Below are 26606 nucleotides of genomic sequence, written 5' to 3' on the forward strand. Positions count from 1 at the left end.
CTTTTTCCCGACACTCAATTCTCGCTGTCGCCTGTCAGCATGTCTCCGAAATTGAAATGGGGACCTGGACTATGGCGAATGCCAATCAAACGATTCTCTCTGCTGCTTCGTTCGTCGGCTCGATCGGCATCAACACGCACGCGGCCTATTCGTGGGGTGCCTATAATAACGCCAGCCTCGTGATCGACGATCTCAAATATCTTGGCGTCACAACCGTCAGAGATTCATTTGCGACCGATCCGAGCGCAGTGCCCGTTGTGAATGCACTCGCGGCCGCTGGCATAAAGTTCGACTTCGTGACGTCGTCCGATCTTCCGGTGACAGGCAGCAGCGGCCTGATGCAATATGTCGCATCGATCGACGCGTTCCTTGCGGCACACCCCGGCAGCATCGTCGCCGTGGAAGGGCTCAACGAAGCCAACATCCAGTCCTTCAGCTATCACGGCAGCTCGTCGCTCTCGGCTGCAGCCCAGTTCCAGGCAGACTTCTATACCGCGATCAAGAGTGATGCCCATCTCGGCAGCGTCGCGGTCTACAATATGACGTTGGCCTATAACGACGCGAGCGGTTACGCCTCGCTCGGAAACCTCGCCAAATACGCTGACTATTCCAACGCGCACGCCTATGTCGCGACCAGCACGCCGAACCAGTACGGCCTCGACGTCTCGCTGGACACCGCCTCGACGAGCGCGGTCGGAAAGCCGTCGGTCATTACCGAAACAGGCTACACCACGTTGGCCAGCGCGAGCGGACTCGGCGTCGACCAGACGGTGCAGGCGAAATCCATTCTGAACTTGCTGGTCGACTCGTACAGCGATGGCGTCAAGAAGACGTATCTGTACGAGCTGCTCGACCGTGACTCCAGTTCCTCGAACACGGATCCGGAGGCGCATTTCGGTCTGTTCAATTCAGATGGCACGCCGAAACTTGCGGCAAAGGCGCTCCATAATCTGACAACCATCCTCGCGGACGACGGCACCGGCGGGCACACGCCGACCGCCTCGCTGAACTACAGCCTCAGCAACATGCCCACGACGGGCAACAGCATGGTCCTCGGAAAGAGCAACGGGGCCTACGACCTCGTCGTCTGGGCCGAGCCGACGCTGTGGAACGATACGACTGACAAGGAAGTGTCAAACCCCACCAAGTCGGTCGCCGTGCATCTCGGCGCGGTTCATCAGACTGTCGTCATCTACGACCCGCTGACTGGAACCGTTCCGATCGCCACCTACCACAACGTCCAGGACTTCAACGTTCCGATCAGCGATCATCCGCTTATCATCGAGATCGACCCGCCCGCCGCTACTGCTCCTCCAGCCACGGTGACCACGGTGACTGACACCGCCGCCGACCTTGTGGCGCAGCTGTCGGATCTGAACGCAGCCGGAACGGTCACCAGCATCACGCTGACGGACACTCACGTTCTGACGGTCGCCTCCGAAGCGACGATGAAGTACATGATCGCCAACTACGGTAAGGTGCTGTCGACGATCAAGGGCGGCTACTCCTTTGCCGTCACGATCAACGGCGGCAGCTGGAAACTGACGACGAACTACGATTCGACCGGCAAGCAGACGTCGACGGACGAATCCGCCTACGCAAACGGCGTGATCGCCTATCAGCTCGTCACCAATGCGGACGGGTCCACCGCCGCGACGAACTTCGCCAACGGCGTCAAGACGACGACGGTCGTCACCAATGTCGATCATTCCAAGGACACCTATCTTTACGCTAGCAGCGGCAAGGTGACCGAGATCGACCATGTCGATCCGAACGGAAAGCTGACCGGGGTAACGAAGATCGCGGCCGACGGAACCACGACGATCGACCAGTATACTGCTGCAGGCAAGCTCACGTCCGAGACCATCACCCATCTCGACGGATCGTCGAGCACGACGCTCTATACTTCCGCCGGGGCAAAGTCCTACGTCTTCGTCACTAACGCTGATCAGTCCCACGACAACTATGCCTACGGGATCGTGGGCCAGACCTATACATCGCAGCAACAGCACCTCGACGCCTCAGGCAAGGTGACCGCAGTCTGGCGCTACCATGCCAACGGCAGCATCGACTATACGGAATCGACCACTGCGGACGGCACCGTTTCCTCGACGCAATATAATGCGGCCGGCGTGAAGACCGCGCAGAGCATCACGCATCCCAATGGGGCAAAGGAATACTTCTCCTACAACATCACGGGCCAGTCCTACACCACTGAGCACAGCAGCTACGACGCCGCGGGCAAGCTCGCCCTGTTCGAACGCTTCCATGCCGACGGCAGCTACGCGCTCAAGGTCACGACCGTGAACGGCGTGACCACTACCGACCAGTACGACGCCAAGGGCGTGCTGACGAGCGAGGTCGTCACCTATGCCAACGGTTCATCGCACTCGACGACCTATACCAGCGGCGTCAAGGCACAGATGGCGGTCGCCAATACCGATGCAACCAAAGACATCTACCTCTACAATGTGACCGGTCAGAGCTACACCACTCAACACAAGCAATACGACGCGAACGGCCAGGTAACGGAGATCGTTCAGCGTCACGCTGACGCCACGCTTGACTACACCCAGGTCACGGCGGCCGACGGCACGCGAACGGGCGTCTATTATAACGCCAGCGGCGTGAAGACGTCGGAGAGCATCGTCCATTCCGACGGATCGCATGAATACTATACGTTCAACATCAAGGGGCAGGCCTACGCGACCGAACACTCGGTTTACAATACGGCCGGCCTGATGACGTCCTTCGAGCGCCTCCGCGCCGACGGTACCGATCTGATGAAGGTCACCAAAACTGCGGACGGCACGACGACGACGGACCAGTACGACGCTTCAGGCCACGTGACCAGCGAGACGGTCACCCACTCCGACGGGTCCTCTGCCATCTCGACCTTCAGCGCCGGCGTTCTGACCAAGCAGGTCGTGGCGAACGCGGACCAAAGCCATGACATCTACTCGTATGGCATCACCGGGCAGACCTATGCCAACCAGGTCCAGCATGTCGACGCTAGCGGCAAGCTCACCTCGATCGTCCGGACCCACACTGACGGAACCCTCGATTTCAAGGAGACCTTTGCCGCCGACGGTAGCACCAACTCGCTCCACTACGACGCGCAAGGAAACGTGACGTCGCAAGTTCTGGTGGGAACCAATGGAGCCCGAGACGTCTTTGACTTCGGTTCTCAAGGTACTACCCAGCATGTGTCGTACAATTCGTCGGGCGGCGTCCTGCAGACGGACGTGACGGCGGCGGACGGCACGCATCAGGTCACGGCCTTCAAGGCCGGCCAGACCCTGGAGGGCGGCAACGGAAACGACCAATTTGTGTTCTCCACGGCTTCGACGACCATGGTGTTCGACCATGGCAACGACACGATTACCAATTTCCATGCCGGCTCGGTCGCGGGCTACGACGTGGTGCAGATCTCGAAGTCGCTCGTCGCGGACTACAGCCACCTGCAGTTCGAACAGAGCGGACAAGACACGGTCGTCCACATCAACGGATCGGATTCGATCACGCTGGCGCATGTCACGGCGAGCCAGCTCACCCATAACAATTTCATCTTCGCATAGCGGACGACCAAACGTCCGCTTGTCGGCAAGCGCGAGGGCGTGCGATAATCCTGTCGCACGCCCTTTCGCGTGACCGATGAACGGCAGCTTGCTGGCCTCCAGGCGAGGTTGCGACCGTTTCCCCGGTCTCGTTCCACGAGACGCTCGCTCCTTTCAGGGCGAAGCTTTAGAGCAGGCTTGGCTGTTTTGCGGATTTTCATCAACGGGCGATTTCTGTCGCAATCGCTCAGCGGCGTCCAGCGTTACGCGGCCGAGATGGTCAGGTCGATCGACGAGCTGGCGGGAACGGCCGCGCTTCCTAAGTCCATTTCGAGCGCGCATTGGACGCTGCTGGTACCGCCGAATTCGAGCTCAAACCTTGCATTGCGCAACATCGAGGTGGCTCAGGTCGGAACGCGGTCCGGACACGTTTGGGACCAGATCGATCTCGCACGGGCGGCGCGCAGCGGCCCACTGATCAGCCTCGCCAATTCAGGCCCCCTGCTCCATCGGGACCAGCGCGTGGTGCTTCACGATGCGCAGGTGTTCAAGCATCCCGAGTTCTTCGGCTGGAAATACGCCTTCGCGCATCGGCAACTCGGCCGGCTGCTGGCGCTCCGCAGCCGTATCTTCACTGTCTCGGAGTTCTCGCGCGGAGAGCTGGCCGATTCGCTGGGCCTGCCGGAGCGGACCATCGGCGTGTGCCCGAACAGCGCCGAACATTTGGCGCGTGTACATCCCGACACCGCCGTCCTAAAACGATTCCAGCTCGAGGCCGGCCGCTACTTCCTCGCCGTCGGATCGCTGAAGAAGAACAAGAACGTCCAGGTCGCGATCGAGGCAATGCGGCTGCTTGGGCGCACCGACTATCCGCTGATCGTCGTCGGGGGCGAAAACGATCGCGTCTTCAGCCGCGGGGAGACGCCGACCGCCCCGGTCGCGAACGTCATTTTTGCCGGGCGGCTCCCCGACGAAGGCCTGGCAGCGCTCTATCAGCATGCGACCGCCTTCGTCTTCCCGAGCCTGTACGAGGGCTTTGGCGTTCCGCCGCTCGAGGCCATGCTGTTCGGATGTCCTGTCATTGCGGCCGACATCCCGCCGGTTCGCGAAACATGTGCCGAGGCCGTGCGCTATTTCGATCCAACCGATCCGCGCGGGTTGGCCGCACGTCTCAACGAGCAAATCGCCGGCGGTCCGATGCGCGAGGCCGAACGGGCCGCGCAGCAGGCTCGGCTGTCGATCTATTCCTGGCGAAAATCTGCTCTCGCCCTGCTCAGCTCGTTCGGCTGAGCGCTGGAATTCGTCCGGGCTGGATAGCATCGGTGCTCGATGCTCAAGCCCTGCTCCTTCACATAGTGAAGAAACACCGCACGCGGCTCGGACGGGTACCCGCATGTCTGGTCGAGAAGCACGGTCCGCATCCGGGCCGAGGACGATTTGTAGATGACCGCCGCGCTCGGATAGAGCCGCGCGCGAAAGATGTCATCGAAATCGGCGACAGCCGACGGTCGTAGCGCATCAGGGATCGCTGGTCCCGAACGCAGCACGAGCGTGGCGCGGATGAGCTGGATCCAGGCCTCGTGCGGCGCGAACCGATAGGACTGCGCCAGATAGGACCATGCCTTCGGCCCCGCACCGCCCGAATGAATTTCAGCCCAGTACAACCCAAGCCATGCAAAGCCATCGGACGGCGAGCAAACCAGCAATTCCTTGCTGAGGCCGGCAACGTCACCGACATCCTGATCCAAATGCGAAAGATCGGCCTTCTCGATCGACGAGGAAGCCACGCGAAGCTGGATCAGCAAGGCGTTCCGTCTCCCCTTGACGTCGCACAAGCGCGCCTCGCCGGCACGAACGGGAGAGGCCATGCTCCGCAGACCCTCGGTATCGTAAGTCTCTCCGCGGCCGAGCCGCTCGGCGACTTGCCGCAAGTTCGGTTCGAAAATGGTACTCCCGACCTGAGCAACCCACCAGATGCCGACCGCAGCCAGAACAAGCCTGAATGCGACGAGGATGCGCCCTGGCAATCGCGGCGATCGGCCCGCCGCGTCAGGTTGCCTCGACATAGTAGTCAGAGTAGTGACGGCCCTTGTACGATTCGATCCGCTTCAGCACCTTCGGATTGGCGCGGTTCAACAAGACGCCCACGATCTTGCTGCTGAAGCCCTCGACTTCGGCGACGGCTTCCTGCACTGCCGACCTGCGCGTTTTGCCCCACTCCACCACGTAGACGAGAGAATCAACAAGATGCCCGACCGCCTTGGCGTCGGTAACCGGGAGTATTGGCGGCAGGTCGATAAAGACATAGGCATATTTTTGTCGAAGCGCGGCAAGCAGGTCTGCCATTTGTTGGGACGCCATGATGTCAGACGCGTTCGTCAATCGCGAACGCACCACGGCAGGCAGCAGGGACAGGTTTGTCTTCTTGCTGACGCTCACATACCGCTCGGCGTGATCCGGATCCGACATTGCCTCCAGAAAGCCGTAGGTCGCCTCGGGAGCAAGCTTGCGTGTTAATGACTGCGTGTGCAGATCGCCGTCGATCAACAGCGTCTTGTGTCCGGCCATAGCGACCAGATGCGCCAGGTTTGCTGCGACCGTGGTCTTGCCTTCCTTGGGCAATGAGGAGACGATGCCAACAACGTTCATCTCCTTGGTCAGGCGCGCCGCATCGATCGCTGTCTTTGCGCTGCGAAGAGACTCTGCGAAGCGGGAGAAAGGATGGTCAACCGCGTATACGCTCGCTCGAGCTGCCGACCAGAGCTGATCCTTACCATCTGCCACGTCGGGAAGCGTCCCAACGCAGCGCATCCCGATTTCGTTTTCGATTTCGCTTGGTGTCCGGATTACCTGGCTCAGCAATTCCCGCGCGCATGCCCCGCCGAGGCCGAAGCACAGCCCGGCGATGACCCCTCCGATCAGGACCAAGCCAGTCTTCGGCGAACTCTTTTTGTCCGGTGTGACTGCAGTCGCAATCACGCGTGACTCCGAGATCGGAAAGCTTTCGTTCTGGTTAGCTTCCTGAAGCTTCTGGAGAAAGTTGTTGTAAAGAGTTCGGTAGGTATCGGCGGCACTCTCGAGATTGCGCAGTTTCACCTGAGCCTGCGCGGTGCTGCCCGACTCGTTCATCAGTCCTTTCAGGCCATTCTCCAGCGAGACTTCCCTGCTCTTCGCGATCTCGTAGTCACTTCGATAGGCATCGGCGATGCGGTTGACCTCGTCGCGAATCGAATTCTTTAGGTCCTGCATCTTGCTGGCCAGATTAACGGTCGCCTGGTGTTCTTTGCCGTATTTCGTCGACCAGTCGGCATACTGCGCCGAAAGATCGAGATACTGGGCACGCAAACGGGTGATCACCGGATTGTTCAGCGCATCGGTCACCGTTGGCTGAGCCAAATCCTGCGTAGTCACCTGCTTGATGCGATCCAGCCGGGCCTTCGCTTCGGCGGTCGACGCACGTGCCTGGATCAGCTGAGTGTTGACATCGGCAAGCTGTTGCTCATTCACCAATCCGCGGCTGGTGCCGACGATACCATTCTCGGCCTTGAAGGTCTGAACCGCGCGATCGGAAGCGATCGCTTGAGCCTGAAGCTCGGCGCTTCTGTTTTGAAGCCACTCACTCGCACGCTTGGTCGACTGGTACTTGGCTTCGAGCGATCCAACCACGTACTCGTCGGAGATCGCATTTGAGATCTGGGCCGCCTTTTCAGGGACCAAAGAGCGGAACGACAGGTTGAGGACGTAGGTAGTGCTGACGCGCTCGACCTTCAGGTTCTTCTTCAATTCGAGGACGGCGGTCTGCTCCAATTGTTCCTTCGACGGCGGGCCATTGGACGAGAAGAGGCGCAACACGGCCCCCATCGCGATCGCAACGACGCCGGTCGGCGGTCCCACGAACTCCGGATCCTTGGTCAGACTGAGCTTGTTGACGACGCCCCGGATCAGATTCTCGGAAGTAATGATCTCAACCTGACTGTCGACGAAGCCAGGATCGATCAACGTGGTGTTGGCAACCTCGCTGGTCTTGTTCAAGATCTGAGCCTGACGCGTGTCCATCAGGATGCTGGCCGTCGCCGTGTACATGGGCGAAGCGGCCAGCAGGTAGAGGATCACCACGACTACGGCGCCAATGACCGTGTAGGTGATCAACGGCCACTGGCGACGAACGATGTCGAGCAGCCGCTCAAACGTCAAAAACGCCTCGTTTAGAGGCGTTCGAAAACTGGAGCTCGGCTCAAACGCAGTCCTAGGCTGATACATCAGTCGAGATCCAACAGGTCATTGAGGCAACGGTACTTCGGCGAACGGATTAGCAAGTTCAGTACCAAACTCGCCTTCGAAAAGGGCGGTCCCCCCGGATTTTTTTGATCCGGCTATCCCGATTGTCCCGGGCTGCGTTTCATTGGACGTGTCGATGGACGTATATCCTGCCAACACGTCAGAATCACGTAGCGTGCCCACAAAAGCAGATATCTTTCTGGCATAGGCCGGCTCGACGGCTCCACAGTGGAGCGCTGCACGGCCCATCGCCTTACCGATTACGAAGTGTCGGGCCGGAGGAGCCTTGATAAGGAGGTTTTTCATGACCGACACCAGCTCAGGATCCGTCGCCAGATAGGAGGTGACTTTGTCTTCCAGCTTGGTGTCGTCGCTTTGGGCGTAAGCCAGCACTCGGCTCGTGTCTTTGGAGAACAGCTCCAGCTCAAGTGGTGGGGTTCGTTCAAGGAGCGGAACACAGCCACTTGCCGCGAGAGCCGGGCTCAACCACGACAGCTGGACAACGGCCGCGAGCAGTGCCCACTTGCAGCTGACTGCGACGCGCCTCGGTTCGGGCATTGTTTGTACCGACATCCTGGCTCGCCTCAAGCTGCAGAACGGACCGTAGACTGCAACACTATGGCAAATCTTTGTGCGGTGCAAAAACTAACAATGGGGCGGTCTAGACCGCCCCATTGTTGAGTTAATTCATCCCATCGATCAGTCGAGAGAGGCGGATTTCTGTGCACTGCCCGTCTGGCCCTTACCGTCGACCGCCACCCAAAATTTCGGGTTCACCGTCGATTCGATCGAAACCCAAGCATAGCTGGTTTCGTTCCAAGGCCGCACCACTTCCGACAGATTGTCGAGCACATAGTCGCCGTCCTTCACGCGCGCGACCAGAATCAAATGACCGCCCTCCGGCGCAAAAACAACGGCGAGGCGCAGGTCGGAAGACCGCCAGCCCTTCGCCAGGAGCTCATGGCGCTTGGTCACCGCATAATCGTTGCAATCGCCGGCGGCCGGCCCGATCGTCCAGCGCGCCGCTAACGGCGCATTCGACTTCACCGTGGGGGCGATCGACCTGTTGACGCGCGTGTTGACCTCCTCAAGGGCGGCAAACGCATCGTCTCGCGACAGCGTAGGCTCCTCACTGGTACGAGCCTCGCATTCCGACGGATAGTTCATGCAGAACTTGACGAATTGGATCGGCGCCAGGACGTTGCGGGCCTCGCCAATGATGGTGGCGGAAGAGCGATTCTCCTGCTCGACAGGCGCGGCAAATGCGCTCGCTGAGCCCAGGACGAAAAATGAAAGAGCGACCAGAGTTTTCATAGCTAACCTCAGCGATTGCCGGACATTCGCTGTAGACTAGCAAGCACCTTTCACGCTTCAGTTCCGGATTTCGCTAAAATTTGATCGAAGCTCGTCTTTTCAGTTTGTCGGGCTCACCGGCGAGACCACGACTGCCGGCGCAGCCGCCACCGCCGAGAAGACGTTGTTAATTGTTGTCCGGGCCGCCGAGAATGACTGTGTGTCACTGGTTCCAGTCACTCCTCCCGCCTGCTGGGTTTGCGTGCCACCACCCTTCCCGCCCCCCGCAGTCGATTCACCGGTCGGGTCCGAGCCGGGCGTGACATTGGTGGGGATGTCACCGGTAATACTCGTGAACGAGGTTAGGAGTTCATTGCTCCCACTCTTGAGGGCAGCAGCTTGGATATCCATGGCGGTGGCCGGCTGGGACACCACACAGATTGCAGCCGCCGTTCCGAGACCGGCGCCGATGGCGCTATTTTGGTCGGGTGTGGCGGCCTCGGACAGCGATTGGATGCCTTCAAGAGTCTCGGGCCGGGTCGAAACGAGATCACGGATCGCCGATGAAAGCGCACCGCCTCCATCTGCATAGTTTGCCAGGAGGGCGGCTGGCGCATCCAGAAAGTTGGTGGCTTTCTCCGCGGTGATTTGCGGAGACGGCGAAGCACAGGCGCCACCATAGGCGGTGGCAGCAAGACTTGCGTCCGGCAATCCCAGAAACGCAGCAGCCAAAACGAAATAACCTAAGCGCATGTTCAATCACCAACAATTTTCTACAAATACATTATATCGAGTTCGGCTCTGACGGTAGATTTACCTAAGAAATGGTGAATTTCAATCTCCACTTAGGTGCGCGAGACTTCGCGCTGAGGTGGATATCGATTGAGCCAGCCCGCAGCCGAGAACACAGGCAAATAACAGACCAAATCCGGGAATTTGGAGCGAAAAATCCACGAACGAGTGCAGGGAGCCCAAAGCGAAGACCCCAGCCCCCATGACCGGGATATGACGGTCTCGTTTTCGGCGAAGTGCGCCAATGACCAGGCTCGCAAAATAGAAGATGGCGACTGCGACAATCCCAATAGCTGTTGGCAGCCCAAGGTCCAGCACGAGCTCCAGCGGCGTGCTATGGGCACGGTCCCAAATGCCCTGGCTTCCAAGAGATTCCGGCCGGAACGGCGGAAAGGCAACCTCGAAATTGCCGACTCCAAAGCCGAGAAGAGCGTGCCCCCGGATCATGTCGAGGACGGTCTTATAGACCTCGTAGCGTTGGCTATCGACCAGGCCAATCTCGGAGATGCGCCCCATTGCCATGCTGCCCACGAGGGCCAGCGCAATGACGCCGACCGCGACACTGTTTCGCACCGAGCTCATGAACGACCGTTCACTGCGATTAAGCGGTGCCAGGTAGAGCACGACCGCGCAAACCATGCTGAAGATCGTAATCAGGATACCCGCCCTCGACCCGGTCATCCCCACCGCCACGAGACAGATGCCGCAACCTGACGCCAGCGTCGCGGGCCGGTCGAAAAACCTGATGCGGGTCGGACCGGGGTCGTCTGATCGGTGCAGGATCGAGCGCACCAGCATGATCAGGAGGATCAGGCCGCAACTGCCCCAGAAGGTAGCCGCCGTGTTGCGGTTCACGAAGGTTCCTGTGGCGTATTGCAGATAAAACTCCTTCTGCCGCCATAGCAGAGTGTCAGGCAGCAACAATTGCGAAAAAATCCCATATAGAGCGTAACAAACGCCAGCATAGGCCACCAGTTTGAGTAATTTATTTGCCCGCCAGCCATCTATTGCAAGCAGGTAGGCGCGGCTCAATCCGAGCGTGAACAGAAGATAATATCCGAAGCTCAACCAGGGCACCGACTGGGTCGGCGAAATGCGACCCGGCACGTTGATGCCTGCGAGTTCGCGCGCGTTGCTCCACGCCGGATCCTGCAAGTTGGAGACGGCATTCGGCGACACCTGAATCCAGATGATCAGGACAATCGTAGCAATTGCAGCAAAAATCGGCGTTATAAACCATAAATCAGCCTTGCAACTGCGGTCTACCGAAGCTGTCGCCAGGCTCACGGCAAGCAGAACCGTCCAGATGCACACCCAGGCCAGATCGACCGAGCCGAGCGGCAGTGGCGCGAGCACGAAAACCGTCGAGGCCAGCGCGTTGGATATTTTTCCGAGATTGACGTAGTCCCGCAAACTCGTTGCCATCGATTGCTCAAAAAAAGGGCCGACTTGGAAAGTACGACGCTGTTGGTACAGCCAGCAGGTGGATGCTATCTTACGAATGAATACGCACGAATATGAGAGATCGACAACCGACGATGACGCTTGAAGCGGCGCCAAGCCTAAGCGAAGCCCGCATGGAGACGATCCGCGGGCAGGAGGCCGTGTCCTTCCCGATCGAGGCGATCGCGCTGTGTCTGTACTTTACCCGCGACGCGTTTGCCGGAGCGTTCCGCTACTACGCGACCATCACGCACCTTGGCGCCCTGTGGTTCATCCCGGACCTCATAGCCTTTGCCTGCATGGCAACGTTTGCATATCGCTATGCGATCAAGCAGGCGAACTCGCTCGCGATATTCACGCTGCTCTACCTCGTGTTCTCGCTCTATGTCGGTTACGTCTTTCTGAACGACCACCGCGGAGGCCTCTCCGCGCTGAAAATGATCGCCCCGCTCTTCGTCGGTTTCTGCTTCTGCGGCAGGGAGGTTAAGGACTACAGATTCCTTTTGGGGCTCATACACGCCCTTTTCTATATCTCGATCATCGGCCTGTTCTGGTCGTCCCGCGTCCAGTTTCCCTGGGTCGGCTTCGAATACGAGACGTTCGGAGCGTCGCGCATTGCCGGCAAGCTTTGGTGGGCCGAAGGCCAGACTCGCCTGCAAGGTTTCGCCGCCGACAGCACAATGGCGGGCTATTTCGTGCTGATGGGCTACGTCATGACGTCACCCCGGCGTGGCCTGATCTGGTGCTTGGTCTGGATGCCGATCGCGTTCTACGCAATCAACAATCTCGCAACCAGCAAGACGGCCGCCGGCACTCTGGTCCTATACTTCCTGGCGATGATGCTCGTTCGCATGTTCCAGGAGCGCTACCGGTTCAGCGTGCTCCGGACGATGTCATTACTATCGTTCTCATGCATCTTCATTCCAATCGTCCTGATGATCGTGCTCGCGGGAACAAATCTCACTAGTCTGTCGCGCAGCCTGTTCAGCTTGCAGGATCGAATCGATAACAGCTGGCAATTGCCGTTCGTCTATATGGCCAAGCTGATGCCCAGCGGGTTCATCACCGGATGCGGATTGGGCTGCTTCAACTATCCGCAGCAATTGTTTTCAGACAAGATCTCCTATTGGGTACCTGTCGACAATTTCTACATCGGTACGTATTTGATGATAGGTCCGATCTTTATCGTCTTCATGATCTTCGTCGTGCTCGCGGTGGCTCGTACCGGGGACATTTACAAATTGACGCTGGCGTTCGTGATGAACATCTACACCATCACGATTCTGAGTTACGGCCCCGCCAGCGGCCTTCTGATCATCGGGCTTGCGTTCAGCGAGGTCTTCCGCCGACCGTCACGGCGGGTTACGCGAGTCATGGTTCCCACGCCGGCCGGAGCGCTGTCGGTTCCCATACGCGCCCGCTAGTTGGCGAGCATCTTGCATTGCCTGTTGTGGCAGGCACCTAAGTGACAGAAAGCCTCAATCCAGTGGAAGCCAGCCACGACAAGAAATTCGAACCCTCCATTCAGGGCTTGCGCGGTATCGCCGCGCTGAGCGTGCTGCTCGTGCATCTCTACGATATGCCGATGAATGCAGGCTTTCTGCCGACGGTTCCCTCCTGGTTCGACTTCACCATCCTGACCGGCGGTCGCGGCGTCGAGCTATTCTTCATCATCAGCGGCTATCTGATTCCGGCGAGCCTGGTGCGCCACCGGCAGATTTCGAAATTCTTCTACGAACGCTGCATGCGTATTCTGCCGGTGTTCGTCGTCTTCCACCTCGTCATATTCATCGTCGGACCGATCGTCGGCTACAAGTTCTTCAAGGGGATCGATCCTCTGAGTTATCTCGGTCTTTTCCTCGCCAATCTCTTTTTTCTGCCGGACATTCTCCGCCTGCCGGCCGCTCAGCAGAACGCCTGGACGCTGACCTATGAATGGCTGTTCTATTTCTGGTTCGCGGCGACCTTCTATTTTGTCACGATCAGACGAGTGTGGGTGGCAGCCGGACTTCTCGTCGCCGCAGGCCTCATCGCCATCGCAGCTTTTCCCATCGCAGCCTATTTTCTGGTCGGTGTCGCGATCCGGTATTTCGATGTCCGCCTGGAACTACCGGGCTTGCGCGGTGCTGCGGCCGGGATGGTCTGTCTGTTCCTGATGTATGTCTGCCTCGAATACATCAATCCCTTCCTCGGGCTCATTCCCGGATATCTGCTGTTCGCGATGGTCCGCGCGCCAACCTCGGGAATCGTCGCTCCGCTCGAGCGGCCAGTCATCCAATACATCGGCAAGATCAGCTACAGCCTCTATCTAGCGCATCCCTTTGCGCTCTTTCCGCTGCAAATGGCGGGAGCCAAGCTCGCCGCCCATGGTTATCCGCTCTGGCCGATCTGGCTGTCCTTTGCGGCGGTCGGGCTGATCGTCAGCTTCGCGATGTCGGCCATGACATATGAACTGATCGAAGTACGGTTGCGCCGGGTGCTCGACGCCAGCCTCCGATCTGGGCATCGCAGTGTTGCTGGTTTGGAAGCATGATGAGCATGTTCCGGACCGACGTCACAATCTGGCAAAATATTGAGCCTACGAGGCACCAGAATCGAATGGTGGGGAGTACGTACGTCACATGAGCGAAGCAGTTGCAGACTATGCGACGTCACCTGCGGGAGCCACACTTGAAGAGGTCAGAAGAGCGAACGGCGGAATTTATCCGGGCTTCTTGTTTCTCAGGCACTTCCTCTCGACCGTCATATTGCTGAACCACGCCCGCGTCCTGGTGCGCGGCGAACGCGTATTGCCGGTCGCGGACACCGCGATTTCGGGCGCGACGTCGACGGTGCCGCAGTTTTCGGCGTTCCTTCATACGGCGATGTCGAGCGAGATCTTTCGACCGCTCTTGTTTGCGCTTGTCGGCGGCTTCTTCGCGCTGAGCGGCTTCCTGGTGGCTGGCAGCGCGGGGCGCACCGGTATCGTGCGCAAGTTTCTCGGCTTCCGCGCGCTCAGGATCATACCGGCGCTGCTGTTCGAGGTTTCGCTTTCGGCGCTCGTATTGGGTCCGCTCGTGACCAGCTTGCCGCTGAGCGACTATTTCGCAAGCCTTGGACTTTACCGCTACTTCGGCAACGTCGTCGGCTGGATCACGTTCTGGCTGCCCGGTGTCTTCCAGGATAATCCGATCAAGGGAATGGTGAACGCAAACCTCTGGACACTGCGGCCGGAATTTTACTGCTACCTGATCATCGCGGTCTTGATGGCGGGTGGCATTCTCGCGCGGAGACGGGTCGTTCTCACCGGCATCGTTCTTCTGACCGTCGCGTTTAGCGTGATGTCGCTGGCGTCACCCGAGGGATTTACGACCAGAGCGGACAATACGCACTTCACCAACTGGTTCATCGTCTACTTGTTCTTCGTTGGCGTCGTGTTTGCGCAGTACGCGGACAAGATCGTATACAACCCTCTAATGTTCGTGGCGAGCCTCCTGCTCTACATGGTCGGCATGACGCTTCGGATTCCGGACGCGATCTCGTGCCTCTTCCTCATCTACTGTGTCGTGTGCATTGGCACCTTCCGAACCCCCTGGTTCGATCGCTTCTTCAAGAACGACTATTCGTATGGGATCTATCTCTATGGGTACCCCATCGCGCAGACGCTGGTCTTCATCCTCATCACACTCGGGATATTCAAACAGGACGCCGCGATCACCTTGTTCGTCATGGCGGCTTCGCTGGTGTTGACGATCTTGTGCTCAGCTTTCTCCTGGACGGTCATCGAGAAGCCGTTCTTACGTCTGAAACGTCTCCTCTGACCGGAGCTAGGCATGACGTCCGCTGGATATGCCGCGATCGCCCTTGCGACCGTCCTCGTGCTTTCGAACTCAGCTCGTAGCGAGTCCGCCGTCGTTATCGCACGCGGATCGACGATCGTTGCCGAGGGCGACAGCCTCACTTATGGCATGGACGTCTCTCCGGCCGGAGTACCGAACCAGATCAACGGCGCGCCGCAGACCCGCAGCACGGAGCCTTTCCCGGAAACGCTTGCCCAACGGCTCAGGGGATGCGCCGCTGTCGCGAACCATGGATATCCGGGGGACCGTTCGGTCGACGGGCTCGTGCGTTGGCAAACCCTCTCTCACGCCAATCTGGCCATCCTGATGTACGGCTCGAACGATGCCTTAAACAATGGCAGAGCACCGACCGGCATCGTATCCATCGACACATTCCGCTCGGTCCTCAATCTGCTCATACACAGACGACAGGCTGAGGGGAGCCAAGTGGTCCTGCTTTCACCGCCCCCAATCGGAAACGAACACCAGGAGCGCTTGATCGCGCCGTTCAGGGCGGTGGTTCGCAAGACCGCGACGGATCTCGGTCTCACCTTCATCGATACCGAAGAGGTCCTGAGGAACGTCGTCCCCATCTGGACCGAGGACAAGGTTCATCTCAGCACGGCCGCCAACACCGCCATTGCCGATCGCCTCGCGAAGACTATCCACTGCCAGTGAGCGTCACAGCCACCGCGAGGTCACCGCGTTCGGCCATCTCCCGCTGAAACGGGCCGCTGACCTCGTCAAGGCTTGTGAATAGCCGTTAACTAAAATTGCATTTTTATGACAAAATCCGGAATCGAGGGGATTTACACCAGGCGCTTTCGCAGCACAAATTTGCATCAAGCTGCTCTGCATCTGCTCACGATCCGTTAGCTTCATGCAGGCAGAGTTCTTGAAGTTGAAGGTTGCGTACCAAGCCTTCAACCGCGTGCATTCACTTCCTATCCGGGAGACATAACCGGCCTCGATAGAGGGCCTTCCCGGCGAATTGTTCAAGTCCAAAGCCTTGCAGGCGAATTGCGGGACAACGAACAAGAACACGATCCAGGGAGCATTGGTCATGTCGCAGATTGATTTGGACGGAAGTTCGTTGCCGATGTTGACGGCCGCGACCGGCACCGAGGAGTCGCACCGGTTGGCGGTCGGGCCGATGGCCCAGCCTGCCCGGGAAAATTCTGAAGAGGGCGATAATCGATCCTGGATCGGTCGGGCGTTGCAGTCGGCAGTCTATGCGGTCCTAATTGTTCCATTCGCGATCGTCGTTTGCGCGATAGCTGCTTTCGCCATTCTCCCCTTGCACACCGACTCCCGGTGTGACGACGGTTACGAATAGCAAGGGCCGACAACCAACGCGGACTGCACCGTGAACTCTCGGGCCCGTCTGATTCCGGGACCGACGATCCGCAGGAGGCTTCAGGGCTCAGTAGGCATCCTGATGGATCAGCGCCAGCGCGGTTTTCAGGATGATCCTGATGTCGAGCCAGATGCTCCAATTGCTGACGTACCAGATGTCGTACTCGACCCGCTTTTCCATCAGATCGATGGTCGGCGTCTCGCCGCGGAAGCCGTTGACCTGGGCCCAACCGGTCAGGCCCGGCTTCATGTGATGCCGGTACACGTAGTTGCTGATGATCGGGTCGTAGTAATTGTCGTGCGCGAGCGCATGCGGGCGCGGCCCGACCAGCGACATCTCACCGCGTAGAACGTTCCAGAGCTGCGGCAGCTCATCGATGCTGGTCCGCCGCAGCACCCGGCCGACGCGGGTGACCCGCATGTCACTCTTCGTCGCCTGCGTGACGACATGACCGTTCTCCGCCACCGTCATAGACCGGAATTTCCAGATCTCGAACGGCTTGCCGTTGAAACCGCGCCGGGACTGCTTGAAGATCACCTTTCCGATTGAATCGAGCTTAATCATGATCGCGGCAGTCGCTAGCAATGGAGCAAGCAGCAACAAGGCGAGGGAGGCAAGACCGATATCGAGGCAACGCTTTTGGGCCCGCTCGAAGACGTTGAGTGGCGCACGTTGGATCTCGATCGCGACCGTTCCGCTGACGGGCTGGAACGGACGCGAGACCAGATCGGCGATCGGGAAATCCGGCAGAAGACGGATCGGCTGGGGAACAACGCGCAGGTGCTGGCTCAGCTTCTGGAGAAGCGGCATCTCGTCCCAGTCGATGACCAGGAGATATTCTTCCACATCCGCCGTGCGCGCCTGACGGGTGATGTCGCGAATCTCGCGATCCCAGCCCGCGCCCTCTTCAGACGGATCGAGCACGAAATGCCGCACGACGTTGAAGCCGTGCTTGCGCAGATCCTTGAACCGGGTCGAGGTGAAATCGAGAGGCTTGAGGCTGAGCAGCACGACCTTGCGATCCACCAGGCGGCCCTTGGCGTAGCTCGAGGTCAGCGCCAGACTCCACAGCACGCGCAGGCCGCCCAAGGCGACGCCGCCGGTGGCCGCGAACAGCAGCGTGGTTCCGCGCGACAGGTCCGCGGACGATTTGAGCAGGAACGCCTCGACGGCGAGAATGGTCAGCGAGATCAGCCAGACCGCCAGGGCCTTGCGCAGCTGCCAGAACGTGTTCATCAGACGATGGTGATCGTAGACGCCCTGGAAATAAGCGATCGTCACGAACACCGCGCCGACCACCAGACCTGCTCCGACGGACGAGTCCTGCTCGATCACGAGCACGCGATACAGGCCGCTTGCCGCGAAATAGCTGAGCAGAACGGCGACGAAGTCTCCGGCGATCAAAGCCACTTGCAGGGGTCTTTGGAGGGCACCGCGTCGGTTCGAGATAACCGAATAATAATTTTCCGAACCGTAAGTTGCTACAGCCATCCGAACCTCGCTGCCTCGTCACCACTCGCAATCGGAATTGCGAGCAAATCGATCTAATTTTTTCGACGTGCGCCGGAGTATATCTTAACTAAACAAAGCGACATTGCGGCAGTGCACCGAAAAAATCAAATCGATTTTCATGCAATGCAGCGTCGCAGCAAAACAATGCTCAAACTACTGTCACACACGTGACAATTAAGCGGGCATCACGCCGCGTTTCACACCAAATCGCGTCATTTTCGCACAGCATTATCGCGCGCATTTGAACGGCTGTTCAACCATGCCGCTTAAGCCGTTATTAGGCCGCCGCCATTAACACTCGTGACCAATTCGAGGAGTTGCGTCGTGAGTACGGTTGCCATTTTCAGTCTGCTGATCGGATCGTTGCTGGGAGGCCGATTCCGGATCTTCATTCTGCCGCCCGCCATCGTTCTCGGTGCCACGATTCTCGGTGTGGCCTCCGTCTGGCAGGGACATGATTCAGCTCACATCGTTGTGACGATCCTCGTCTTCGCGTCGGTGCTCCAGCTTGGCTATTTCTGCGGCGCGGTTCTGGTCCGCGCGCGAACGGCCGCCTATCGCGGCAAGGCCGCACCATCCATCGTTCGACAGCCGCAGCTTCGGCTAGCCCCGCGCAAGCTTGGGGACGGGTGATTCGCAGAGCTGGTGAATGATCAGCCAGGTGCGCGCTTGCCGGCAGGGGTAAAAAGACCTACTCGAACATCCAAATTCGCCGATAGCATATTGACATCTCGGGCGAAGCTCTTTGAAAGAGTTGCACCCCATGTCCATGATTGCGCCCCGAAATTCGCCCCGGCCGAAGCTACCGAACGGCGTGCGCATCTATGCGATCAGCGATATCCACGGCTGTGCGCATCTGCTCGAGCAGATGTTCGCCGTGATCGATGCGGACATGGCGAACAGCCGGCCGTATCGCGCGATCGAGGTCTTCCTCGGTGACTACATCGATCGCGGACCGGACTCGCGTCATACCCTCGATCTCCTGATCGACCGCAGCCGCCGCCGCAACACCGTCTTTCTCAAGGGCAATCACGAGGCTTATTTCACATCGGTGCTGGAAGATCCCGCTCGCGCCGCCGAATGGTTTCAGTTCGGCGGGCTCCAGACCCTGATGTCGTACGGCGTGTCGGCCGCGCCCGGTCTTGGCAAGGACGAGTTGCCCAATCTGGTGCGCGAGCTCACATCGGTGATGCCGCCGGAGCACATCGCGTTCCTGCGCCAGTTGCGGCCGACCTTCACGTGCGGCGACTTCTTCTTCGTCCATGCAGGGGTGCGTCCGGGAATTCCGCTCTCCGAGCAGCGCGAACAAGACCTGTTGTGGATCAGGGACGAGTTCCTGCAAAGCAACAGGCGCTTCGGCAAATACGTCGTACACGGCCATACGCCGGTGAAGCAGGCCGAGCTGCTCGAGAACCGGGCCAACATCGATACCGGGGCCTATGCCACCGGCAACCTGACGCTGCTGTCCATTCAGGGCAACAGCATGCTCGCGATCTAGCGGCCTCGCTCGCGCGCCGTATCAAGCGTCAGTTGGTGGGGCTCGCCGGAGGCCGGTAGTCCGGGAAACGGCTCAGCATCGCCGCCTTCAGGAACTTGAAATGGGCGATCGAGGCGCCGAGCTCCTTGAGTCGGCGCTGGCCGTTCAGGATTTCCTTGTCGAACAGGTCCTGGTGGTGATTGTCGAGCGCCTCGCGCTCGAGATATTCGTCGTCGCCGTTGCCGATCGTCACGGCGGCGCGCGCCAGCACGTCTTCGACCCGGCGGTTGAGACCCGACTGCTCGCGCTCCGCCGCATGCAGGGCGTCATCGATCGCAATCATGATGGCTTCGATGCGGGTGCGATCGGTTTCGGCGTCGCGCTCGGGCGAGCGCGCGCGGAACACCTGCTCTCCGCCGAAACGGTCTTTCAGGAAGTTATGGGTGCGGGCCCGCAGGAAGAGCTGAAACATGCGTGCATTTTCCGGTTCGAGGCGCCAGACCAGAAAATGGGCCCGCGATGGTTAATAAAGGTTGAATCCTTCGCGCCGCTCGGTGCGGCTTTGCGCCATCCAGGCCCTCCAGGCACCCTCGTGCTTCTCATAGAGCTCGAGCCTGCGCTGCTCGCCGGCATCGGGCCACGCATTGCGGCCATCGGGCGCGACCTGCGCCTGGCCGGGCGCCTGCTCGCTGTCGAGCCGCTCGAACTCGAACGTCTCCTCGGGCGTCAGGCCGATCAGGACGCGGCGACCTCCCCCATCGACGAAATACCGCCGTGGCGCGTTGTACGTCGGGCTCGTCATGGCGTCTCCCCGAAATCCCGGAATGATTCACTCCCCTCCGCCGCCATGCGAGCCGCAACGCGAGAACCGCACGCCGGTTGTAATTCATCAGAATGCACGCCGCGCCCTCGCCAATGAACTGTTCTGCCGGAACGCGGTGGGACTGTAGGGACGGTGGAACGGATGACGCTCCGCGCGCTCGCGAGGCCGCAGCGCGCGCGTCGCATAGCCTGCGCCAAAGCCAGCGAGGAGCGAGACCAGGATCGCGAGCAGCATCATTCGCAAGTCATTCCAGTGATACTGGCAGTCTCATCTTCGAGTTGTGTCGAGATCATGATCACCGCCGCTGATTTTCTCGTCATGCCAGGGATTTTTTGGGCAGCACCCTGCATGCGAAGTGATCGGGCTCGTGCGTCAACCGAAGAACCAGAGGAACAATCGCACCAGCAACAGCGTGATGAAATACACCCAGCCCGCCATCGCGATCAGCGCAACGCTGAAAAAGGCGCCTTCAAACGCCCGCTCTCTGAGCTTCGTGAGAGGAAGTGCCGCTCGCGCCTTTTGAAGCATCTCGGTCTTCTTGATTTTGTTGATTTTGATTTGTTCGTGCGCGCGCACCATAGCCGAACGAATTCGACGATCTCGTGACGACTCAACCGAGAGAAGCGCAATACTGCTCGTCGGGGCCGCTGCCGCATGCATCGCGATTGGATTTTTTCTCGTTCGAGCCGTTGCGACCAACGGCGGCGATTCAATTCAAGTTGATCACTCGAATCTACGTCGTGATTTCGAAGCAAACAATGTCGTGATCTCGAAGCATATAATTCCTAATCGCGCACAAGTGCTGACAGCGAAACGCCGTGCCATCCATTATCAAGGGGAGGTTGCCGGCCCAAGCTTGGAGGACATTGAGGGACATCATCGCAGGGAACAAGTTCCCTGCTCGCCTCCATCGCCAGCATGGCATCCAAGCAGCTCCTGCCTGTCTTCGGCAAGCCGATGATCTAGCGCCTGCAAACCATCCTGACGCTCGGAGGCATCAGGAACATCTTCATCGCCACCGCGTCGAAGGACCGGTCGCTGTTTCGACGGCTGCTCGGCGACGGCTCCGGGATCGGCACTTCTTCCATGCTCATCAGAACAGTCCGCGCGAATTGGCGGAGCTTCCGAGCCTTGCCGCAGCGTCGAGACGCGGAGTCGGATCTCGAATATCGGCTGGCGCTCCCGCGAGGATTTCGAGCGCGGACTTGTGAAGACCGTGCGCCGGTTCTGCGACAACCGGACGTGGTGCCAGTACATTCGCGATCCCACCATCACAGCGTGCAGATCGATCTTGGTTAGCGAAACTCCGTGGTTATACGGAGCGCAACGCGCCGATTTCATCGCGGTAAGGTTGAGCAGTTAGCTTAATCCGCGTTGTTTGTTGCGAACCTTAGCGGATCGCATATCCATCTTCGCACCGGGCTCCCCCAGGCCCGGCCCCACCCAAGCAAAGCCGTCGAGCGAACGTGGGTCCGCTTGGCGGCTTTGTCTTTGTGTCGACGAGAGGATGATTTCGGTTATGGCGCGCAGGCCCTGGTCGTTCAAGGAAGACCGCCGGCTGATGGATTTGGCCAAGTCTTCGACTTCGCTGGAAGAGGCAGCAAAACTTCTCGGGCGCTCGCCCGATGCGATCAAGCGTATGGCCTTGCGCCTCGGCCTGTCGCTGAAATCCAAGGGCGCCAAGAAGAGCTAGCGTCGGCCGCACGCGACACGTCATGGACGGGCGCGTCCGCCTCATCAATCGATGCATGGCAGCCGCCAGTCGACATGGGCCAATCGCTTTCAGCGCCCGCGATCTCTCCGCGCCCGGATGTTAGACTATCCAACGATGAAGATTGAACATCGTCCCTTTTCGGCGCAGAACGGTCGCCGGACCGCGCCTCGTTTGACGTCAACTGGATGCATGCGGATTGGGCCGCAGCCACGGCTCCGCGGTTCGCCCGCGAACCTTGGTTCATGCCCTCGAGGGTTTGTGAACCTTAACGATGTTCTTGGCTTTCGAAAGCGGCCAGCCGGTCGACCGGCTATGTTGGCGCAATGCGCCGCAATCATCTCACCGCAGCCGCGGTTATCTGTCTCGTGCTCATCGTTTATGCGACGCTGGCCAAGCTCGCGGGCCGGCCGGCGCTCATGGGCCACGCGGAGGCCTACTGGGTCGTCGTGATTGAGCGCTTCAGCGCCTACGGTCTGTTGGGCTTCCTGCTGTCCTTCCTGCTACCGGGGCGCGTCAAGCTGGCTTGCGCGTTCGTGATCGCCGTCGCAGTCGGGTTAGAGGTCTTGCAGGCGGTGACGCCGGATCGTGATCCACGATTCATCGACGTGCTGCAAAAGGCCGCCGGCGGCACCGTCGGCGTCCTTCTGGCCCAGACCATCCTGGCTTTCCTGCCGAGGCCGCCGTCCTGAGGCGGCCGCCGGCTTACGCTACTCCGCGCCGCAAGCTCGGCTGATTGGTCGAAAGAACCCCGGACATCTGCCGATGGGCATCGCGCAGCGCCGTGATCGCATCGTCGAGGTCGAATTCGGCTTCACGAACGGTCTCGAAGAACCGGGCCATCAAGGCGAGGTTCAGCTTGACGCGGGTGTTCCCGTCGCGGCTCTTGCGGCGATCGAGCGACAGATGCATCGCCTGCATCCTGGCTTCGGCAGCGCTGCAGCCGCTGAGGGTCGCGAGTTCGTCATATGTCATCCAGATCTGAGGCATGTCCCTGTCCGCCTTTTGTTATGGGCCTCAACCTAGATTTCACCTCTAAAACTAGTGTTGCCGCACTACAGTCGCGCGGTGTTTTCGCGACAACAGCGTCAATGCAAAGCTAAAAGCCCGCACCCTACGACACAGGCGCCTTGGGCGGCGTAAACGGATGACGCGGCCGGGAACGGTTGTCGAGGCCCTTGGGCAGCTTGTCGGCGTTGAGCTTCACGACCGCGCATTTGGCGTCGGCCGGCGCATCTTCCTGGCTATAGATCAGCGTCGCCTCGAACTTCACGTCAGGCGCTTCCTTGGCCGTTCCCGAACAGCTCGCCACCAGGCCGTTGCACACACCCGAAAGTTTGACCTCGACCTCATCAGGCCCGAACACGCTCAGCGGGCCGTCAGCATGCCGGTTCACGGTCAGGACGGCCGAGAAGTACTGCTCATCGACCCGGTAGGAACCGCCATAAGTAAAGAAGCTGTCGCGGCCCGAGATCCGGCCCTCGGCCAGATCCACGATGCCGGTGCCCTGACCTCGTGGGGTCCTGAACCAGGCAGCGTATTTACCGTCTCTCAGCATGGGGAATTTCCGAGGTGAAGATCGCCCTGTATTTGCGACCAACTCTGGGGCGCGACAATGACCTAACGGCCAGCCCTTCGGGCAAGGTTAATGCTCCGAAAACCCAATCCGTCGAATTGCCGCCGACGCGCGACGCCGGCGGCGAACGTCAGAACAACTCTATGCCGTCATCCGCGGTCTCGACCGCATCGACGCGGCGCGTGGCGGCGATCGACGCAAGGCCAAGCGCTTGCAGGAATTCGCGGTGAACGTCCCGCTCGCGCTCCATCGTGTAGCGCGCGAAGAGATCGTCGAGCATCGCCTGATCCTGCGCCTCCGGCTGCGGCTGCTGCGTGCCCGCGCTCGCGGTCTCGAGACGCGCGGCAACCGCAGGCAGGGCCGCGGAGCTCTCGCCCAGCGAGCTCATCAGACCTTGCGCCGAATTCATCAGGCCTTCGAATTCCGCACCTTCATCGACGAGCCGGCTCATCAGCTTGCCGAGCCGTTCGTTGCCGACCTCGACCTCGCGCAGCGCCTGGAGGATCTGCGGCTCGAACTTGCCGAGCTGCGTGGGATCGCCCCGCACGCGGAGCTCCTTCAGCTCGTTCGCAGAGCGCTCGATGCCGTCGAGCACGGGCCGCAAGCGCCCCGCGCCCACAGAGACATGGTCGGCGGTGGCCTTGAGCTCGTTGGCGATCACGACGAAAGCGCTGCCGCGGCTGCCGAGATGGCTCGCCTTGAGGCCGGCATTCATTCCGATCAGGGTGATGTCGACGGTCGCCTCGGCGAGCCCGGCGATAGCCTGGCGAAACTTTGCCAGCGTGTCCTCGACGATGGCGAGCGCCTCGTCGACCGAGCGGCCGGCGCTCTCGCAGGTGGCGATCAGTGTCGAGGCATGTGCCAGTGCCTGCTTGATGCGCGCCAGGAACGATGACGAGCCGCCATCCTCGCCGCCGAACAGCGTGCGGCCATGGCCGACGACGTTGCCCGCATCGTGCAGGATGGCGCTGAGCGCGCGAACGATCTGGCCGATGTCGCCGCCGAATTCGCGCTGGGCGTCCCTGAGCAGGGCCGCCTGCAACTGGCAGATCGCGCGCGCGCCGTCCTCGCTCGCGCCCCGTTCGGGAACGAGGCCCGGCGCAGCTTCCGACGCCTGGCCGAGGCCATGGCAGACATGTTCGAGGCGCTGGCGTGTGCTGTCGCCGGCCTGCAGGGAAATGATCGCGCCGCCGACCGCCTCGGCGATCTTCCTCGTGCTGGTGCTCGCGAGGTCGGCGAGCTGGCTGCTGTCCCGGCGCTGGCCGCGCAATCCGGAATAGGCTGCGCCGAGCTCGGCGCTCTCCGACACCAATTGATTCCGATAACGGCTCTCGAACTCCTTCTGCCGGCCGGAGGCAGTCGCAACGGCTTCCGACAGGCGCTGCTGGTCCCGCGCGCAGCCCTCGATCGAACCTTGTACCGCCTTGCCGAGATCATAGGCTTCCTGCGTGAAGGCGAGAAAGCCCTCGCGATCGCCGTCGAGCGAGGCCGCCTCGATCCGCGCGCTGCGCGCGATGATGGTGATCATCTGGATGTGCTTGAACAGCGGCTTGAGCAGCGAGGACGCCTCCGCCGTGCTCGTGCCGATGGTCGCAAGCAGCGCGCTCTCGGCCGGCAGCGCCTCTGCCAGCTCGCTGAGCCGCGCGGCGATCTCCTGTAGCGCGGTGGCGGCGCCCTCGATCTCGGCGCCGGAGAGCTCCTCCGATAGCGTCGCGAGGCCCTGGTTCAGCTCCTTGAAGATGAGGTGACCGCGACCGAGCTCGTGACCGACGCGCGCGAAGACGTCCTCGATCCGCGACGAGACGTCCTCGATCGCGACGATCGCCTCGGTGAGTGTGTTGGCCGGAATGGCGGACATCGCAATCAACCTGCCACCGCAACGGGTCCGGCCTGATACCAGAGCATGATCTCGCGCGGGATATGATGCAGCGAGACGACCTTCTCGACTCCGCCATGCGCGATGGCTTCCTTGGGCATGCCGAACACCACGCAGCTCTCCTCGTCCTGCGCGCGCGTCGAGGCGCCGAGCTTGCGCATCTCCAGCATACCGCGCGCGCCGTCGTCGCCCATGCCCGTCATGATCACGCCGAGCGCGTTGGCGCCGGCATGCTGGGCCGCGGAGCGAAACAGCACGTCGACCGAGGGGCGATGCCGCGACACCGGCGGCCCGTCCTTGATCGCGATCTGGTAGCGCAGGCCGATGCGCTGGAGCAGCATGTGACGGGCGCCCGGCGCGATATAGGCGCAGCCCGGCAGCACCGGCTCGCCGTCCTCGGCTTCCTTGACGCGGATCTGGCAGACGCTGTCGAGACGCCTGGCGAAGGCGGCGGTGAACCCTGCCGGCATGTGCTGGACGATGACGATGGGAGGACAGTGCGGCGGCAGCATCTCGAGGACGTCGTTGAGCGCTTCGGTCCCGCCGGTCGATGCGCCGATGCAGACGATGCGTTCAGTGGTCGGCCGGACCTTGCCCTGCACCGGCGGCGGGATGATGGCGTCGGCGGTCAGCTTCCTCTCGATCGTACGGCGCTCCGCCCGCGGGCGGACCCGCGCGCGCGCCGCCGATTTCACGGCCTCGCGCAGTCGCGTCGAGCATTCGAACAGCGCCTGCCGGGTGTCGATCTTCGGCTTCGGCACGATGTCGACTGCGCCCGCCTCGAACGCCTCGAACATCACGTTGGAACCTTCCTCGGTGAGCGAGGAGCAGATGATCACCGGGATCGGGCGCTGCGCCATGATCTTGCGCAGGAACGTCATGCCGTCCATGCGCGGCATTTCCAGGTCGAGGATCATGACATCGGGGATTTCGTTCTGGAGGCGGCGCGCCGCCGCGAACGGATCGGAGGCCGTCCCCATCACCTCGATGTCAGGGTCGTCGTTGAGGATCGTTTGCAGGATTTGGCGAACCGACGCCGAATCGTCCACGATCAGTACGCGAACTTTCTCCTTCGGCATCTCGCGTGGCTCCA

Annotated in this window: 26 protein-coding genes; 11 read left to right on the plus strand and 15 right to left on the minus strand. The window is 60.4% G+C overall.

Annotated features, from left to right (window positions below; all coding sequences use genetic code 11):
- Positions 1-56 precede the first annotated feature (56 nt).
- Together AC5ZFO_RS33105 and AC5ZFO_RS33110 are read left to right on the plus strand one after the other, a co-directional pair.
- Positions 57-3578, plus strand: coding sequence for an RHS repeat protein (locus AC5ZFO_RS33105; protein WP_496123031.1), 3522 nt, complete (start codon positions 57-59; stop codon positions 3576-3578).
- Positions 3579-3755: 177 nt separating this feature from the next.
- The gene (locus AC5ZFO_RS33110) at positions 3756-4847 is read left to right on the plus strand and encodes a glycosyltransferase family 4 protein (protein WP_306664675.1); all 1092 of its coding nucleotides are present in this window, start codon (positions 3756-3758) and stop codon (positions 4845-4847) included.
- Here the strand turns inward: AC5ZFO_RS33110 and AC5ZFO_RS33115 are convergent.
- The 6 genes from AC5ZFO_RS33115 to AC5ZFO_RS33140 all read right to left on the minus strand — a co-directional run bounded on the left by AC5ZFO_RS33115 (position 4799) and on the right by AC5ZFO_RS33140 (position 11345).
- Positions 4799-5488 carry a hypothetical protein gene (locus AC5ZFO_RS33115; RefSeq protein ID WP_282524800.1) on the minus strand — a complete coding sequence of 230 codons (690 nt, stop codon included), beginning with the start codon at positions 5486-5488 and terminating at the stop codon, positions 4799-4801. The two genes, AC5ZFO_RS33110 and AC5ZFO_RS33115, sit on opposite strands and share 49 nt — an antisense overlap.
- A 118-nt stretch (positions 5489-5606) precedes the next feature.
- A complete protein-coding gene (locus AC5ZFO_RS33120) occupies positions 5607-7751 on the minus strand; it encodes a GNVR domain-containing protein (protein ID WP_282524801.1) in 2145 nt (714 codons plus the stop codon).
- An 84-nt stretch (positions 7752-7835) separates the two neighbouring features.
- Positions 7836-8408: a hypothetical protein gene (locus tag AC5ZFO_RS33125; RefSeq protein ID WP_282524802.1), complete on the minus strand. Its 573-nt coding sequence runs from the start codon at positions 8406-8408 to the stop codon at positions 7836-7838.
- Positions 8409-8534: 126 nt separating this feature from the next.
- Entirely contained in the window at positions 8535-9149 is a 615-nt protein-coding gene (locus AC5ZFO_RS33130) for a transglutaminase-like cysteine peptidase (RefSeq protein WP_282524803.1), read from the minus strand.
- A gap of 99 nt (positions 9150-9248) precedes the next feature.
- Positions 9249-9881: a hypothetical protein gene (locus AC5ZFO_RS33135; RefSeq protein ID WP_282524804.1), complete on the minus strand. Its 633-nt coding sequence runs from the start codon at positions 9879-9881 to the stop codon at positions 9249-9251.
- An 81-nt stretch (positions 9882-9962) separates the two neighbouring features.
- Positions 9963-11345 (minus strand): O-antigen ligase family protein, encoded by a 1383-nt coding sequence (locus AC5ZFO_RS33140; protein ID WP_282524805.1) that lies wholly within the window; start codon positions 11343-11345, stop codon positions 9963-9965.
- A 152-nt stretch (positions 11346-11497) separates the two neighbouring features.
- Between AC5ZFO_RS33140 and AC5ZFO_RS33145 the strand changes: the two genes are divergently transcribed.
- The 5 genes from AC5ZFO_RS33145 (at position 11498) to AC5ZFO_RS33165 (ending at position 16517) form a co-directional block, all read left to right on the plus strand.
- Positions 11498-12787, plus strand: coding sequence for a hypothetical protein (locus tag AC5ZFO_RS33145; protein WP_282524806.1), 1290 nt, complete (start codon positions 11498-11500; stop codon positions 12785-12787).
- 41 nt (positions 12788-12828) lie between these two features.
- The gene (locus AC5ZFO_RS33150; protein ID WP_282524807.1) at positions 12829-13896 is read left to right on the plus strand and encodes an acyltransferase family protein; all 1068 of its coding nucleotides are present in this window, start codon (positions 12829-12831) and stop codon (positions 13894-13896) included.
- 88 nt (positions 13897-13984) lie between these two features.
- Positions 13985-15163, plus strand: coding sequence for an acyltransferase family protein (locus AC5ZFO_RS33155; protein ID WP_282524808.1), 1179 nt, complete (start codon positions 13985-13987; stop codon positions 15161-15163).
- Between the two features lie 12 nt (positions 15164-15175).
- Complete coding sequence (locus tag AC5ZFO_RS33160) at positions 15176-15859, plus strand: SGNH/GDSL hydrolase family protein (protein WP_496123032.1); 684 nt, start codon at positions 15176-15178, stop codon at positions 15857-15859.
- Between the two features lie 385 nt (positions 15860-16244).
- Positions 16245-16517 (plus strand): hypothetical protein, encoded by a 273-nt coding sequence (locus AC5ZFO_RS33165; RefSeq protein WP_282524810.1) that lies wholly within the window; start codon positions 16245-16247, stop codon positions 16515-16517.
- 87 nt (positions 16518-16604) lie between these two features.
- Here AC5ZFO_RS33165 and AC5ZFO_RS33170 read toward each other — a convergent pair whose 3' ends face one another.
- Positions 16605-18029, minus strand: coding sequence for an undecaprenyl-phosphate glucose phosphotransferase (locus tag AC5ZFO_RS33170; RefSeq protein ID WP_306664676.1), 1425 nt, complete (start codon positions 18027-18029; stop codon positions 16605-16607).
- Positions 18030-18374: 345 nt separating this feature from the next.
- Here AC5ZFO_RS33170 and AC5ZFO_RS33175 point away from each other — a divergent pair, with 345 nt between their 5' ends.
- Both AC5ZFO_RS33175 and AC5ZFO_RS33180 read left to right on the plus strand, forming a co-directional pair.
- Entirely contained in the window at positions 18375-18683 is a 309-nt protein-coding gene (locus AC5ZFO_RS33175; protein WP_282524812.1) for a hypothetical protein, read from the plus strand.
- 130 nt (positions 18684-18813) lie between these two features.
- Positions 18814-19548: a metallophosphoesterase family protein gene (locus AC5ZFO_RS33180; protein WP_496123033.1), complete on the plus strand. Its 735-nt coding sequence runs from the start codon at positions 18814-18816 to the stop codon at positions 19546-19548.
- A gap of 28 nt (positions 19549-19576) precedes the next feature.
- On the opposite strand, the gene AC5ZFO_RS33185 is transcribed toward AC5ZFO_RS33180, so the two are convergent.
- The 4 genes from AC5ZFO_RS33185 to AC5ZFO_RS33200 all read right to left on the minus strand — a co-directional run bounded on the left by AC5ZFO_RS33185 (position 19577) and on the right by AC5ZFO_RS33200 (position 21049).
- Positions 19577-19999, minus strand: a complete 423-nt coding sequence (locus tag AC5ZFO_RS33185; protein ID WP_028159056.1) for a hypothetical protein — start codon at positions 19997-19999, stop codon at positions 19577-19579.
- Positions 20000-20050: 51 nt separating this feature from the next.
- Complete coding sequence (locus AC5ZFO_RS33190) at positions 20051-20329, minus strand: hypothetical protein (RefSeq protein WP_282524814.1); 279 nt, start codon at positions 20327-20329, stop codon at positions 20051-20053.
- 87 nt (positions 20330-20416) lie between these two features.
- Positions 20417-20587 (minus strand): hypothetical protein, encoded by a 171-nt coding sequence (locus tag AC5ZFO_RS33195; protein ID WP_162136531.1) that lies wholly within the window; start codon positions 20585-20587, stop codon positions 20417-20419.
- Between the two features lie 135 nt (positions 20588-20722).
- Complete coding sequence (locus tag AC5ZFO_RS33200; RefSeq protein ID WP_282524815.1) at positions 20723-21049, minus strand: hypothetical protein; 327 nt, start codon at positions 21047-21049, stop codon at positions 20723-20725.
- Positions 21050-21869: 820 nt separating this feature from the next.
- On the opposite strand from AC5ZFO_RS33200, the gene AC5ZFO_RS33205 reads away from it, so the two are divergent.
- Positions 21870-22043 (plus strand): hypothetical protein, encoded by a 174-nt coding sequence (locus AC5ZFO_RS33205; RefSeq protein WP_282524817.1) that lies wholly within the window; start codon positions 21870-21872, stop codon positions 22041-22043.
- 344 nt (positions 22044-22387) lie between these two features.
- Entirely contained in the window at positions 22388-22753 is a 366-nt protein-coding gene (locus AC5ZFO_RS33210) for a VanZ family protein (protein ID WP_282524818.1), read from the plus strand.
- Between the two features lie 13 nt (positions 22754-22766).
- Here AC5ZFO_RS33210 and AC5ZFO_RS33215 read toward each other — a convergent pair whose 3' ends face one another.
- From AC5ZFO_RS33215 to AC5ZFO_RS33230, 4 genes are all read right to left on the minus strand, one after another.
- Positions 22767-23051, minus strand: coding sequence for a hypothetical protein (locus AC5ZFO_RS33215; RefSeq protein WP_282524819.1), 285 nt, complete (start codon positions 23049-23051; stop codon positions 22767-22769).
- A gap of 124 nt (positions 23052-23175) precedes the next feature.
- Positions 23176-23619 carry a hypothetical protein gene (locus AC5ZFO_RS33220; RefSeq protein ID WP_282524820.1) on the minus strand — a complete coding sequence of 148 codons (444 nt, stop codon included), beginning with the start codon at positions 23617-23619 and terminating at the stop codon, positions 23176-23178.
- 148 nt (positions 23620-23767) lie between these two features.
- Complete coding sequence (locus AC5ZFO_RS33225; RefSeq protein WP_282524821.1) at positions 23768-25495, minus strand: chemotaxis protein; 1728 nt, start codon at positions 25493-25495, stop codon at positions 23768-23770.
- Between the two features lie 5 nt (positions 25496-25500).
- Positions 25501-26592 (minus strand): protein-glutamate methylesterase/protein-glutamine glutaminase, encoded by a 1092-nt coding sequence (locus AC5ZFO_RS33230; protein WP_282524822.1) that lies wholly within the window; start codon positions 26590-26592, stop codon positions 25501-25503.
- Between the last annotated feature and the right edge of the window lie 14 nt (positions 26593-26606).

The organism is Bradyrhizobium sp. Unk1 (assembly GCF_059512345.1).

Bases quoted from the DNA above. Each gene is read 5' to 3' on its own strand.
- AC5ZFO_RS33105 (WP_496123031.1), top strand. From the start codon at position 57: ATGGGGACCTGGACTATGGCGAATGCCAATCAAACGATTCTCTCTGCT.
- AC5ZFO_RS33125 (WP_282524802.1), bottom strand. From the start codon at position 8,408: ATGTCGGTACAAACAATGCCCGAACCGAGGCGCGTCGCAGTCAGCTGC.
- AC5ZFO_RS33130 (WP_282524803.1), bottom strand. From the start codon at position 9,149: ATGAAAACTCTGGTCGCTCTTTCATTTTTCGTCCTGGGCTCAGCGAGC.
- AC5ZFO_RS33135 (WP_282524804.1), bottom strand. From the start codon at position 9,881: ATGCGCTTAGGTTATTTCGTTTTGGCTGCTGCGTTTCTGGGATTGCCG.
- AC5ZFO_RS33140 (WP_282524805.1), bottom strand. From the start codon at position 11,345: ATGGCAACGAGTTTGCGGGACTACGTCAATCTCGGAAAAATATCCAAC.
- AC5ZFO_RS33145 (WP_282524806.1), top strand. From the start codon at position 11,498: ATGGAGACGATCCGCGGGCAGGAGGCCGTGTCCTTCCCGATCGAGGCG.
- AC5ZFO_RS33155 (WP_282524808.1), top strand. From the start codon at position 13,985: ATGAGCGAAGCAGTTGCAGACTATGCGACGTCACCTGCGGGAGCCACA.
- AC5ZFO_RS33160 (WP_496123032.1), top strand. From the start codon at position 15,176: ATGACGTCCGCTGGATATGCCGCGATCGCCCTTGCGACCGTCCTCGTG.
- AC5ZFO_RS33165 (WP_282524810.1), top strand. From the start codon at position 16,245: ATGTCGCAGATTGATTTGGACGGAAGTTCGTTGCCGATGTTGACGGCC.
- AC5ZFO_RS33170 (WP_306664676.1), bottom strand. From the start codon at position 18,029: ATGGCTGTAGCAACTTACGGTTCGGAAAATTATTATTCGGTTATCTCG.
- AC5ZFO_RS33180 (WP_496123033.1), top strand. From the start codon at position 18,814: ATGTCCATGATTGCGCCCCGAAATTCGCCCCGGCCGAAGCTACCGAAC.
- AC5ZFO_RS33185 (WP_028159056.1), bottom strand. From the start codon at position 19,999: ATGTTTCAGCTCTTCCTGCGGGCCCGCACCCATAACTTCCTGAAAGAC.
- AC5ZFO_RS33190 (WP_282524814.1), bottom strand. From the start codon at position 20,329: ATGACGAGCCCGACGTACAACGCGCCACGGCGGTATTTCGTCGATGGG.
- AC5ZFO_RS33195 (WP_162136531.1), bottom strand. From the start codon at position 20,587: ATGATGCTGCTCGCGATCCTGGTCTCGCTCCTCGCTGGCTTTGGCGCA.
- AC5ZFO_RS33205 (WP_282524817.1), top strand. From the start codon at position 21,870: ATGGCGCGCAGGCCCTGGTCGTTCAAGGAAGACCGCCGGCTGATGGAT.
- AC5ZFO_RS33210 (WP_282524818.1), top strand. From the start codon at position 22,388: ATGCGCCGCAATCATCTCACCGCAGCCGCGGTTATCTGTCTCGTGCTC.
- AC5ZFO_RS33215 (WP_282524819.1), bottom strand. From the start codon at position 23,051: ATGCCTCAGATCTGGATGACATATGACGAACTCGCGACCCTCAGCGGC.
- AC5ZFO_RS33220 (WP_282524820.1), bottom strand. From the start codon at position 23,619: ATGCTGAGAGACGGTAAATACGCTGCCTGGTTCAGGACCCCACGAGGT.
- AC5ZFO_RS33225 (WP_282524821.1), bottom strand. From the start codon at position 25,495: ATGTCCGCCATTCCGGCCAACACACTCACCGAGGCGATCGTCGCGATC.
- AC5ZFO_RS33230 (WP_282524822.1), bottom strand. From the start codon at position 26,592: ATGCCGAAGGAGAAAGTTCGCGTACTGATCGTGGACGATTCGGCGTCG.